Origin of the sequence: Herbaspirillum aquaticum (assembly GCF_002213425.1) — a bacterium.
In the GTDB taxonomy this organism is placed as follows: Bacteria; Pseudomonadota; Gammaproteobacteria; order Burkholderiales; family Burkholderiaceae_D; genus Herbaspirillum; species Herbaspirillum aquaticum.
The window spans coordinates 417,731-429,382 of record NZ_NJGV01000002.1; the positions used below are offsets into that span (position 1 = coordinate 417,731).

Genomic DNA, 11,652 nt, shown 5'->3' on the forward strand with positions numbered 1-11,652 from the left:
CCCACGGCGGCAGCGCGATGTCCGGCATATACCAGGAATGCATTCGCATCACGCCAACCCGTGCATGGTTTGCCTTCCACAGAACCGCCAAAGAAAAAAGGTGAGCACATGGTTTCGCTGGGCGAACGTACGCCGCAACACCTGCACCAACATCCCGCCACCGAAGCGCCGGGAGATGCGCTGTTCTGCCCCCTGGCCCTGCTGCCGGAAGGCTGGCGCAGCGATGTATTGCTGCGCTGGGATGCGGCCGGCACACTGGTCGAAGTCAAGCCGGCAAGCGCTCCCGGACAGGCCGCAAAGGCTTCCGGTCCGGTCATCGCCGGCATGCCCAACCTGCATTCGCACGCCTTCCAGCGCGCCATGGCCGGGCTGACCGAGGTCATGGGCAGTCCTGCCGATTCATTCTGGAGCTGGCGCAAGCTGATGTACCGCTTTGCCCAGCGACTGCAGCCCGAACACCAGGAAGCCATTGCGCGCCATCTCTATATCGAGATGCTCAAGGCCGGCTATACCTCGGTCTGCGAATTCCATTACCTGCATCACGCCCCCGGTGGTGCGCCCTATGCGGATCGTGCCGAACTGGCCCTGCGCCTGATGCAGGCTGCCGGGGACGCGGGCATCGGCATGACCTTGCTGCCGGTGCTGTACCAATATGCCGGCTTCGGCAGCCAGCCGGCCTCCCCGGAGCAGGCGCGCTTCATCGGTACGCCCGAAAGCCTGCTGACCCTGCGCGAGCACCTGCTGCGCGCCTTGCCGGAAAGCCCCATGCGGCGCTACGGCCTGGCACCGCATTCCCTGCGCGCGGTCTCCCCCGAGGGACTGGCGGAGATGATCAGCGGCCTGCGGCAGCAGCAGGGCGGGCAGGATGCACCGATCCACATCCACATCGCCGAGCAATGGCGCGAGATCCAGGATTGCCTGGCCTGGTGCGGCCAGCGCCCGGTGCAATTGCTGCTCTCGCTGCAGGAAGTGGATGCCCGCTGGTGCCTCATCCACGCCACCCACATGGACCTGGGGGAATACCAGGGCGTGGCGGCCAGCGGCGCGGTGGTGGGCTTGTGCCCGACCACCGAAGCCAATCTCGGCGACGGCATCATCGATGCCGCACAATTGCTGCAATCGGCGACCCCGTGGGGCATCGGTTCGGACAGCAACATCGCCATCAACCTGCGTTCGGAGCTGCGCCTGCTGGAATATGGCCAGCGCCTGCATCATCGCCGCCGCAACGTGCTGGCCTCGGAAGCGGCTCCGGCCACGGCCGACCGCCTGTTCGCGCAAGCCCTCGCGGGGGGAGCCGCTGCCAGCGGGCGCGCCGTTGCCGGACTGGCGGTGGGCCAGCGCGCCGACTTCGTGGTACTCGACGGCCAGGACGTCAACCTGGCGGACCGCAGCCCGGCGCAGTTGCTCTCGGCGCTGGTATTTTGCGAGCACGATGGCCAGCCCATCCAGGATGTCTACGTCGGCGGCCGCCAGGTCGTCAGCGCCGGACGGCATCGGCTGGAGGACAGCGCCCGCCAGGCCTATCGCCATGCCATTGCCGACTTGTTGAAGGATTGAGGAATTGAAGAGCTGAGGACTGAATGATGCATGCCACCCCGCAAGAGATCTACGAACTTCGCCAGGGCAGTTCGCCCCTGCTTATTTCCATGCCGCACGTCGGCACGCGCCTGCCCGACGACCTGATGGGCGCCTTCAGCGAGGTCGGCCTGCAGGTGGACGACACCGACTGGCACATTGCCGAACTGTATGATTTTGCGGCCGACCTGGGCGCTTCGGTGATCCGTCCTTTTCATTCACGTTACGTGATCGATCTCAACCGGCCAGCCGACGGAAAGAGCCTGTATCCGGGGCAGAACACCACCGGGCTCTGTCCGCTGACGACATTCGACAACCTGCCGCTCTACCGCAGCGGCAGTGAACCCGATGCCGATGAGATCGCGCGCCGCCTGCAGGTTTACTGGCACCCTTATCACGCTGCCCTGCAGGCTGAACTGGCCAGGCTGAAGGCCTTGCACGGCTTTGCACTGCTGTGGGACGCGCACTCCATCCGTTCGGTCATTTCCCACTTGTTCGAGGGCGAACTGCCGGTCTTCAATTTCGGCACGGCCGACGGTGCGGCCTGCGCGCCGGGCCTGGGCGAGGACTTGCTGGCGCTGGCCCGGCATCTGGCGCCGCACTATCCGGCTGTATTGAACGGCCGTTTCAAAGGCGGCTACATTACCCGCCATTACGGGCGGCCTGGCCAGCAGATCCATGCGATCCAGCTCGAACTGGCCCAGCGCAGCTACATGCTGGAGCAGGCGCCCTACGCCCTGCAGGCGTCGCTGGCGCAACAGCTCAAGCCGGTGCTGGCGCAACTGGTGGCGCGATTCTCCGCCTTTCGCCCCTGAACCGGGCTTCCGGACCGTTCCATTTGATCCAGCGCAAATGCGCGCCAGCTCTGGCGCTGCAGCCCGTGCGGCTTGATGCATGTCAAGTCTGTTCAGGTGAGCGGGGCTTAGTATGCAGTCATACCAAGTCAACGCAATCAAGTCACCTGCTGAGGTCATCATGTTCAAGAACATCCTGTTGGCAACCGATGGTTCCCGTCTGTGCAACGAATCCGTGAAGGCCGCCATCGCGCTGGCCAAGAGCTGCGGCAGCACGCTGGTCGGCTTGTCGGTGGCGGGTAACCTGCGCGCCTTGTCCATCCCTGAGGTGAGTGTCGGTGTCGATGTGGCGCGGACCGAGGAAGCCGGCCGCGAACGTGCACTGGCCAGCGTTGAAATGATCACCGCGATGGCCCGCGAAGAAGGTGTGCCGTGCACGGTGCAGGTGGCCCAGGGCGGCCGTCCTTACGAAGAAATCATGCGCGTGGCCGAGCGCGAGCACTGCGATGCCATCATCATGGCCTCCAAGGCGCGTTCCACGCTGGGTCGCCTCTTGCTGGGCAGCCAGACGCAGAAGCTGCTCGCGCACAGCAAGGTGCCTGTGCTGGTCTATCGCTGATTGAAGAACAAATGAAGCAATGCGCCCGGCAAGCGGGTGCATCGGGCGGTTGAAAGAGCCGTCATGAAGGTTTGTGGTGTGGAGGGTCGGGCCGTTCCTGTGGAGAGGGACGGCCCTTTTTTTTGCCCGCGTCCCGGGTGCGCCCGGCCGAAAGATTGGTGAAAAGCCACGGCCTTTGTTACAGTCTGCCCTTGTTTTGACGACCACACCAAGGAGCCGGCATTGACCACATCCCCTCACCAGGCCCAGGGCGGCAACGCTTTTACCCGATTCTTCGCGCATGAAGCCGCGGGCGGCATCGTGCTGGCCATCGCTGCGGTGCTGGCGCTGATCATCAGCAACAGCCGCTGGAAAGAAGCCTACGAAGCCTTCACCCGCACTCCGGGCAAGGTCGACATCGGTGGCCTGGTGGTCCTGGCCAAGCCACTGCTGCTGTGGGTCAACGACCTGTGGATGGCGGTGTTCTTCTTCCTGGTCGGGCTGGAAATCAAACGCGAATTCGTCGAAGGCGAACTGGCTTCCCGCAAGCAGGCCATCCTGCCGGCGGCTGCGGCCCTGGGTGGCATGCTGGTGCCGGCCGGCATCTATGCCCTCATCAACCTGGGAGATCCGGTGGCCCTGCGTGGCTGGGCCATTCCGGCAGCCACCGATATTGCCTTTGCCATCGGTATCGTCATGCTGCTGGGTTCGCGCGTGCCCACCTCGCTGAAGGTCTTCCTCACCGCGGTAGCCATCATCGATGACCTGGGCGCCATCGTGGTCATCGCCTTGTTCTATACCGACAATCTTTCGCTGGGCATGCTGGCCGCTGCTGCAATTGGCACGCTGCTGCTGCTGGTGCTCAATCGCAGCGGCGTGCGCCGCGCCGATGTCTACATTGTCGTGGGCCTGGTGATCTGGGTGTGCGTGCTCAAGTCGGGCATCCACGCCACGCTGGCCGGTGTGGTCACGGCCCTGGCCATCCCCATGCGCGATGCGCGGGGTGAGCCGCTGGCCGCCGCCCTGGAGCATGGCTTGCATCCCTGGGTGGCTTTCCTGGTGCTGCCCATGTTTGCCTTCGCCAATGCCGGCGTCTCGCTGCAAGGCATGTCGCTGGGCAGCCTGTTTGAACCGATTCCGCTGGGCATCGCCGCCGGACTGGTGCTGGGCAAGACCATAGGCGTGTTCGGCGCCGCCTGGCTGATGATCCGCAGCGGCCTGGCAGCCGCGCCAGCCGGTGCCAGCACCAGGCAATTCGTGGGTGTGTGCATGCTGTGCGGCATCGGCTTCACCATGAGCCTGTTCATCGGCGGACTGGCTTTCCAGGGGCTCGCCCCGGACTTCGAAGCCAAGCTCAAGCTGGGCGTGCTGGGCGGCTCCATCCTCGCGGGCCTGCTCGGGACGCTGGTGTTGTGGCGTAAAGAGATATAAGCAGCGTGAACATCACGGCCACATATCTTTCTGCGAATTCGAAACGACGTATTGATTAACAAAAACATCACAAATTCGCTTACGAGACGCGCCAAGTCGTCATTTGGCGACGTTTAACCAACTTTCGGTTTTGCATTGCAAAAAATTATATAAAAAATAAGTTATTGCACACCATTAGTGCGATTCCGAGGGGAAACGGGGGTGAAGAGGGCCTTCCGTTTCCACATCGCGAAGTGAATCCATGCGACAACGAAATGCCGGCAGCGAGCTCGGCCATGAATTGCTGCTGCGCAGAACAAGCCATTCTTTACATCACCTTTTGGCAGTAGCAAGATACTTGCACGGGCCTGTAGCGGCGCGGCGTGGAAGGGCGCCGATGCTGACACTACTGACAACAGCGCCCGCAGCAAGCAGGGGATATTGTCGTTTCGACATTTTCACCCCTTGGGACGATAAGCCTGGCGAATAACAGCCCGGCCATCAAAAGCAGAGGAGACAAGCATGAAACTGATGGAATTGCTCATGAGCTACGGTAGCCAGGCACTCGTGTGGTACGCGATGTACGTCATCGTGGGCAGCTGTGCCTTCGGTGCCTACGTCTGGCGCCGCACGCATTTCGGTCACTGATCCTCTCACATTCACCTCGACGCAGCCCGGACTGAAGTTCGACGCTGCGTGCATGACGCAAGGCGAGGGCACAGGACCAGTGCTGGCCTGAAGCATGCCGTTTCCCATCCCGCGCAAGGGCGAGGACATGGGAGCGGTGCCGTGCTGGTAACCCGTGCGCGTCGTCATTGCATGACCCCATCGACCTGCCAGAACGGCGGGAAGCGCTTGACCGGCGCTTCCCGCCGTTTGTCGTTGCGGCTTGCCTGAGCGCGTGCCCCGCACTTCCTTTTGCACACTCCCCGGATCAAAAAAAGCTGCACCGCAGCTTTATTTTCTGTTTTTGCGGTGCTATTCTCCAATCCGCGCAAACGTTTGCGCACTTATAACGGCGTCTATCTTCTAGGAAACGCCGGCAACATCAATACTGGAGACCCAGATGAACAAATTCACCCGCCGCCATTTCGCCATCGCCGCCCTGGCATGTGCAGTCCTCCCCGGTGCCGCCATGGCACAGACTCCGGCCAAGCCCAAGGTGGCCCTGGTCATGAAGTCGCTGGCCAACGAGTTCTTCCTGAACATGGAAAACGGTGCCCGCGAATACCAGAAGGCCAACGCCAGCAAGTTCGACCTGATCGCCAACGGCATCAAGGATGAGCAGGACACCGCCAACCAGATCAAGATCGTCGAGCAGATGATCGTTTCCAAGGTCAATGCCCTGGTGATCGCCCCGGCTGACTCCAAGGCCCTGGTGCCGGTGGTCAAGAAGGCCATCGATGCCGGCATCATCGTGGTCAACATCGACAACAAGCTCGATGACGCCGCCCTGAAGGAAAAGGGCATCACCGTGCCGTTCGTGGGCCCGGACAATCGCAAGGGCGCCAAGCTGGCCGGCGACTACCTGGGCAAGCAGCTGCAAAAGGGTGACAAGGTCGCCATCATCGAAGGCGTGTCCACCACCTTCAACGCACAGCAGCGCACCCTGGGCTTCCAGGATGCGATGAAGGATGTCGGTGCGAATGTCGTGACCGTGCAGTCGGGCCAGTGGGAAATCGACCAGGGCAACAAGGTCGCCGCCTCGATCCTGAACGCCCATCCTGACATCAAGGCCATCCTGGCCGGCAACGACAACATGGCGCTGGGCGCCGTGGCAGCCATCCGCGCCGCTGGCAAGACCGGCAAGGTGCAACTGGTCGGTTACGACAACATCAACGCCATCAAGCCGATGTTGAAGGATGGCCGCGTGCTGGCCACCGTCGACCAGTTCGCCCAGCAGCAAGCCGTCTTCGGCATCGAAACCGCCCTCAAGGCCGTGACCGAGAAGAAGCCGCAAAGCGCTCTGGGTGGCGTGGTCGAGACCAAGGTCTCGCTGGTCACCAAGTAATACCGGCGCCCCTGGCGTCTTCTCCGCAAGGTGCCTGCGCCCGTGACCGGGCGCGGGACTTTGCCTCTCCCTCCTTGTGCGCTACAGAACCATGCAGCCCAACGACTCTCCCTCCCAAGCTTCGCCCTTGCTGACCTTGTCCGGCATCGGCAAGAGCTATGCCGCACCGGTGCTCGATGGCATCGACCTGGACCTGCGTCCGGGCCAGGTGCTCGCCCTGACCGGCGAAAACGGCGCCGGCAAGAGCACGCTCTCCAAGATCATCTGCGGCCTGGTCGATGCCAGCGCCGGCGGCATGACGCTGGATGGCCAACCCTATGCACCGGCATCGCGCACCCAGGCGGAAGGCCTGGGCATCCGCATGGTGATGCAGGAACTGAACCTGATCCCAACGCTGTCGATTGCCGAAAACCTGTTCCTGGAAAAACTGCCGCGCCGCTTCGGCTGGATCGACCGCAAGAAGCTGGCCGAGGCCGCCCGCGCCCAGATGGAAGTGGTCGGTCTCGGTGAGCTGGACCCGTGGACCCCGGTCGGCGACCTGGGCCTGGGTCACCAGCAGATGGTCGAGATCGCCCGCAACCTGATCGGCAGCTGCCGCTGCCTGATCCTGGACGAGCCCACGGCCATGCTGACCAACCGCGAGGTGGAACTGCTGTTCTCGCGCATCGAGCGCCTGCGCGCTGAAGGCGTGGCCATCATCTACATCTCGCACCGGCTGGAAGAACTGAAGCGCATCGCCGACCGCATCGTGGTCCTGCGCGATGGCAAGCTGGTCTGCAATGACGATATCGGCCGCTATTCGACCGAGCAACTGGTGCAATTGATGGCCGGTGAATTGACCAAGGTCGACCTGGATGCCGAACATCGCCGCATCGGCGCGCCGGTGCTGCGCATCCGTGGCCTGGGACGCGCCCCCGTCGTGCAGCCGGCCAGCCTGGCGCTGCATGCCGGTGAAGTGCTGGGCATTGCCGGCCTGATCGGTTCCGGTCGCACGGAACTGCTGCGCCTGATCTTTGGCGCCGATCGCGCCGAACAAGGTGAGATCTTCATTGGCGACAGCCAGCAGCCCGCACGCATCCGTAGTCCCAAGGATGCCGTCAAGGCCGGCATCGCCATGGTCACCGAAGACCGCAAAGGACAGGGCCTGCTGCTGCCGCAAGCCATCAGCGTCAATACTTCGCTGGCCAACCTGGGCAGCGTGAGCCGCGCCGGCATGCTCGATCACGCGGCCGAGAGCAGCGTGGCGCAAGAGTATGTGAAGAAACTGCGCATACGCAGCGGCAGCGTGGCACAAGCCGCCGGCGAATTGTCGGGCGGCAACCAGCAGAAAGTGGTGATTGCCCGCTGGCTGTACCGCGATTGCCCCATCATGTTGTTCGATGAGCCCACACGCGGCATCGACATCGGCGCCAAGTCCGATATCTATCGCCTCTTCGCCGAACTGGCGGCGCAGGGCAAGGGCTTGCTGGTGGTCTCCAGCGACCTGCGCGAGCTGATGCAGATCTGTGACCGCATCGCCGTCATGAGCGCGGGCCGCATTGCTGACACCTTCAGCCGCGATGACTGGTCGCAGGAACGCATCCTGGCGGCCGCCTTCAGCGGTTACGTGGGACGCCAGGAAGCCGTTGCGGCGGCGCATGTGGCGGGCAATACCGCCTGAGCGGCCGGACCCTGCGGCCCCGACTATCAACTGCCAAGATTGAACGAGACAGATGCAAACCTCTTCCTCTACCCCCGCCGCCAGCCGGCAAGCGGCCTACCTGGCCGGTTTCAAGAACTACCTGGGCCTGATGGCCGCCTTGCTGGCGATGTGCGTGATGTTCGCCTTCCTGAGCGAGAACTTCCTCAGCGCCGCCACCTTCATCACCCTCACCAATGACATCCCGCCACTGGTGGTGATGTCGGTAGGCATGACCTTCATCCTCATCATCGGCGGCATCGACCTTTCGGTCGGTTCGGTGATGGCGCTGGCGGCCTCGATGCTGTCCATGGCCATGGTGCGCTGGGGCTGGCCGCTGTACGCTGCAGCCCCCCTGGGCGTGGTGGTGGCGGCACTGTGCGGTACGCTGACCGGCCTGGTCTCGGTGCACTGGCGCATTCCTTCCTTCATCGTCTCGCTGGGCGTGCTGGAAATCGCGCGCGGCCTGGCTTACCAGGTCACCAACTCGCGCACCGAATACATCGGCAGCGCCGTGGACGTGATCAGCTCGCCCGTGCTCTTCGGCATGTCGCCAGCCTTCCTGTCGGCCATCGCCATCGTCATCATTGCGCAACTGGTACTGACCCGCACCGTGCTGGGCCGCTACTGGATCGGCATCGGCACCAATGAAGAAGCGGTGCGCCTGTCCGGCGTGAACCCCAATCCCAGCAAGATCCTGGCCTTCGCCCTGATGGGCGCGCTGGCCGGTATCGCGGCGCTGTTCCAGGTCTCGCGCCTGGAAGCGGCCGATCCCAACGGCGGCGTGGGCATGGAACTGCAGGTCATCGCGGCGGTGGTCATCGGCGGCACCAGCCTGATGGGCGGCCGGGGCTCCATCGTGAGCACCTTCATCGGTGTGCTGATCATTTCGGTACTGGAAGCAGGCCTGGCCCAGGTCGGCGTGAGCGAGCCGATGAAGCGCATCATCACCGGCGCCGTCATCGTGGTGGCCGTGATCCTGGATACCTATCGCCGCCGCGGCCAACGCCACGCGCGCTGAACGAAGACGCCATGGCCACCATCAAGGATGTCGCCAGGCTGGCCGGGGTGTCCTACACCACGGTCTCGCATGTGCTCAACCAGACGCGTCCGGTCAGCAGCGACGCCCGCGAGCGCGTGCTGGCCGCGGTCAAGGAACTGGACTACGTGCCCAGTGCCCTGGCGCGTTCGCTGCGCAGCAAGGTCACGGGCAGTATCGGCCTCATCATTCCCAACAACACCAACCCGTATTTCTCGGAGCTGGCGCGCGGGATCGAAGACCACTGCTATGGCGCCGGGTACAGCGTCATCCTTTGCAATTCGGACGATGATCCTGACAAGCAGCGCGATTACCTGCAGGTCCTGCAGACCAAGCGCTGCGATGGCCTCATCATCGCGACCCTGAACCAGGCCGATCTCAACCCGGCGGGCAGGCTCGATATTCCGACCGTGCTGCTGGACCGAGCGCCCAAGGAACTGGACATCGACCTGGTCAGCACCGACAACGCACTCGGTGGCAGCCTGGCGGCGCGCCACCTGCTGGAGCTGCAGCGCCGCCATGTGGCCTGCATCGCCGGACCGGATGGACTGGAACTGTCGGACGAACGCGTGCAGGGATTCCGCCAGACATTGCAGGCGGGTGGCCTGGCGCTGGCCGAGGGCGACCTGCTGCATGCGGATTTCAGCGGCATCGGCGGCTATCAGGCCGCGATGCAATTGCTGCAGGGGAGGGGCGAAGGAGAACGTCCGGACGCCATCTTCTGCTGCAACGACATGATGGCCATCGGTGTGCTGCGTGCCGCCGGTGAATTGCAGATCGAGGTGCCGGGCGAATTGTCGGTGGTGGGTTTCGACGATATCGAGCTGGCGCAATTCGTTCATCCTCCGCTGACCACGGTGGCACAAAATACCCGCAAGCTGGGCAACCTGACGGCGCAGTTCCTGCTCGAACGCATCGCCGACCCCAGCCTGCCGGCGCGCCGCGAGACGGTGGCGCCGCAACTCCAGCGGCGCGGCTCGACCGCCCCGCGCCCCAAGCAGAACTGAACACGTCACAACGCAACTGAACAAAGAGAACACACATGATCGTCATCATCGGCAGCGTCAACATGGACCTGGTCTTGCGCGTACCGCGCATGCCCTTGCCGGGTGAAACCCTGGCCGGCGACAAATTCATGACCATCCCCGGCGGCAAGGGCGCCAACCAGGCCGTGGCCTGTGCCCGCCTGGCCGCGCCCGGCACCAGCGTGGCGATGGTCGCCTGCGTGGGCGACGACGCCTTCGGCGGCCAGATGCGCGACTCCATTACTGCCTGCGGCATCGATGACCGCTACATCGACGAAGTAGCGGGCGAAGCGACCGGTATCGCCTCCATCATGGTCGACGCCAACGCCCAGAACAGCATCGTCATCGCCGCCGGCGCCAATGGCCGGCTGGATGTGGAGCGAATCGAACGCGCCCGTCCGCTCATCGAGCAGGCCGCCATCGTGCTGCTGCAACTGGAAGTGCCGATGCCTACCGTCATCCACAGCATCGAACTGGCTCACGCCCTGGGCAAGACCGTGGTGCTCAATCCTGCACCGGCACAAGCCTTGCCCCGTGAACTGCTGCAGAAGATCGATTACCTGATCTTGAATGAAATCGAAGCGGCGATGCTGGCCGAGGAACAGTCCGAAGACATTCCACTTCTGGCGCGTAAGCTCCATGCACTGGGCGCTCGCAATGTGGTGGTGACGCTGGGCGAGAAGGGCGTCTATGGATCCTTCGCCGATGGCCAGCAGCGCCACCTTCCGGCACGCAAGGTGCAGGCGGTCGATACCACCGCAGCGGGCGACACTTTCATCGGCGGCTTCATTGGCGCCATTGCCCAAGGCCACGACCAGTTCGACGCCATTGCCTATGCCCAGGCCGCGGCTGCCCTGAGCGTCACGCGTGTCGGTGCCCAAACCTCCATTCCCACGCGCGACGAAGTCGTGCTCTGATTTCTTGTTCCTTCATTGCCATGAAAAAGACTGCCTTGCTCAACGCCGCCATTTCCGAGCTCATTGCCACCATGGGCCATGGCGATACCCTGGTCATCGGTGATGTCGGCTTGCCGGCGCCGGCCGGTGTTCCGGTGATCGATCTTGCCGTCACGCGGGGCGTGCCCGATTTCATGACCGTGCTCAACACGGTGCTCAGCGAATTGCAGGTTGAATTCCACATCGTCGCCGATGAAATGCAGAGCGTCAGTCCTGCATTGGCCGCGCAGGTTGCGGCGCTGGACTTGCCGCAACGCCGCAGCATGTCGCATGAGGATTTCAAGCAGGCCACCGCGCGCGCCAAGGCTTACATCCGCACTGGGGAATGCACGCCTTATGCCAACATCATCCTCGGCTCAGGCGTGGTGTTTTAAGCAAAAAGGTGTACAAAAAATACATTTACACCTCTAGTTGTGTGATGACTTTGCGACACTTCCACAAATAGTCGCTTGCCCTTGTTGTTTGGCATGCGCGGATGTCGCATCATGTTGCCTACGGAAAAGTTCGAGGGAACTGCGTTCGCGCTGTTCAATAAAAAGAAGCTGGATCTTCGAGGAAGCGGAAGA

11 protein-coding genes are annotated in these 11,652 nt (G+C 63.2%); all 11 read left to right on the forward strand.

The annotated features are described in order from the left end of the window. Positions 1–108: 108 nt before the first annotated feature. The 11 genes from CEJ45_RS04250 to rbsD all read left to right on the forward strand — a co-directional run bounded on the left by CEJ45_RS04250 (position 109) and on the right by rbsD (position 11,460). Positions 109–1,557, forward strand: coding sequence for a formimidoylglutamate deiminase (locus CEJ45_RS04250; RefSeq protein ID WP_088753957.1), 1,449 nt, complete (start codon positions 109–111; stop codon positions 1,555–1,557). A 23-nt stretch (positions 1,558–1,580) separates the two neighbouring features. Continuing rightward, positions 1,581–2,390, forward strand: coding sequence for an N-formylglutamate deformylase (hutG, locus tag CEJ45_RS04255; RefSeq protein ID WP_088753958.1), 810 nt, complete (start codon positions 1,581–1,583; stop codon positions 2,388–2,390). 160 nt (positions 2,391–2,550) lie between these two features. Further along, on the forward strand, positions 2,551–2,988 hold the full coding sequence (locus CEJ45_RS04260; RefSeq protein WP_088753959.1) for a universal stress protein: 438 nt from the start codon (positions 2,551–2,553) through the stop codon (positions 2,986–2,988). Positions 2,989–3,210: 222 nt separating this feature from the next. Then, positions 3,211–4,398, forward strand: a complete 1,188-nt coding sequence (nhaA, locus tag CEJ45_RS04265) for a Na+/H+ antiporter NhaA (protein WP_088753960.1) — start codon at positions 3,211–3,213, stop codon at positions 4,396–4,398. A gap of 501 nt (positions 4,399–4,899) precedes the next feature. Continuing rightward, positions 4,900–5,025 (forward strand): hypothetical protein, encoded by a 126-nt coding sequence (locus tag CEJ45_RS25270; RefSeq protein WP_255475291.1) that lies wholly within the window; start codon positions 4,900–4,902, stop codon positions 5,023–5,025. Between the two features lie 418 nt (positions 5,026–5,443). Beyond that, on the forward strand, positions 5,444–6,388 hold the full coding sequence (locus CEJ45_RS04270) for a sugar ABC transporter substrate-binding protein (RefSeq protein WP_039788120.1): 945 nt from the start codon (positions 5,444–5,446) through the stop codon (positions 6,386–6,388). 91 nt (positions 6,389–6,479) lie between these two features. Continuing rightward, the gene (locus CEJ45_RS04275; protein ID WP_088753961.1) at positions 6,480–8,048 is read left to right on the forward strand and encodes a sugar ABC transporter ATP-binding protein; all 1,569 of its coding nucleotides are present in this window, start codon (positions 6,480–6,482) and stop codon (positions 8,046–8,048) included. Between the two features lie 52 nt (positions 8,049–8,100). Continuing rightward, positions 8,101–9,087 (forward strand): ABC transporter permease, encoded by a 987-nt coding sequence (locus CEJ45_RS04280; protein ID WP_088753962.1) that lies wholly within the window; start codon positions 8,101–8,103, stop codon positions 9,085–9,087. An 11-nt stretch (positions 9,088–9,098) separates the two neighbouring features. Next, the gene (locus tag CEJ45_RS04285) at positions 9,099–10,112 is read left to right on the forward strand and encodes a LacI family DNA-binding transcriptional regulator (RefSeq protein WP_088753963.1); all 1,014 of its coding nucleotides are present in this window, start codon (positions 9,099–9,101) and stop codon (positions 10,110–10,112) included. Between the two features lie 35 nt (positions 10,113–10,147). Further along, positions 10,148–11,047, forward strand: coding sequence for a ribokinase (gene rbsK / locus CEJ45_RS04290; protein WP_088753964.1), 900 nt, complete (start codon positions 10,148–10,150; stop codon positions 11,045–11,047). 20 nt (positions 11,048–11,067) lie between these two features. Next, positions 11,068–11,460: a D-ribose pyranase gene (rbsD, locus tag CEJ45_RS04295; RefSeq protein WP_088753965.1), complete on the forward strand. Its 393-nt coding sequence runs from the start codon at positions 11,068–11,070 to the stop codon at positions 11,458–11,460. Positions 11,461–11,652: the final 192 nt, after the last annotated feature.

Bases quoted from the DNA above. Each gene is read 5' to 3' on its own strand.
- CEJ45_RS04280 (WP_088753962.1), top strand. From the start codon at position 8,101: ATGCAAACCTCTTCCTCTACCCCCGCCGCCAGCCGGCAAGCGGCCTAC.
- rbsK (WP_088753964.1), top strand. From the start codon at position 10,148: ATGATCGTCATCATCGGCAGCGTCAACATGGACCTGGTCTTGCGCGTA.
- rbsD (WP_088753965.1), top strand. From the start codon at position 11,068: ATGAAAAAGACTGCCTTGCTCAACGCCGCCATTTCCGAGCTCATTGCC.
- CEJ45_RS04285 (WP_088753963.1), top strand. From the start codon at position 9,099: ATGGCCACCATCAAGGATGTCGCCAGGCTGGCCGGGGTGTCCTACACC.
- CEJ45_RS25270 (WP_255475291.1), top strand. From the start codon at position 4,900: ATGAAACTGATGGAATTGCTCATGAGCTACGGTAGCCAGGCACTCGTG.
- CEJ45_RS04250 (WP_088753957.1), top strand. From the start codon at position 109: ATGGTTTCGCTGGGCGAACGTACGCCGCAACACCTGCACCAACATCCC.
- CEJ45_RS04270 (WP_039788120.1), top strand. From the start codon at position 5,444: ATGAACAAATTCACCCGCCGCCATTTCGCCATCGCCGCCCTGGCATGT.
- CEJ45_RS04260 (WP_088753959.1), top strand. From the start codon at position 2,551: ATGTTCAAGAACATCCTGTTGGCAACCGATGGTTCCCGTCTGTGCAAC.
- hutG (WP_088753958.1), top strand. From the start codon at position 1,581: ATGATGCATGCCACCCCGCAAGAGATCTACGAACTTCGCCAGGGCAGT.
- CEJ45_RS04275 (WP_088753961.1), top strand. From the start codon at position 6,480: ATGCAGCCCAACGACTCTCCCTCCCAAGCTTCGCCCTTGCTGACCTTG.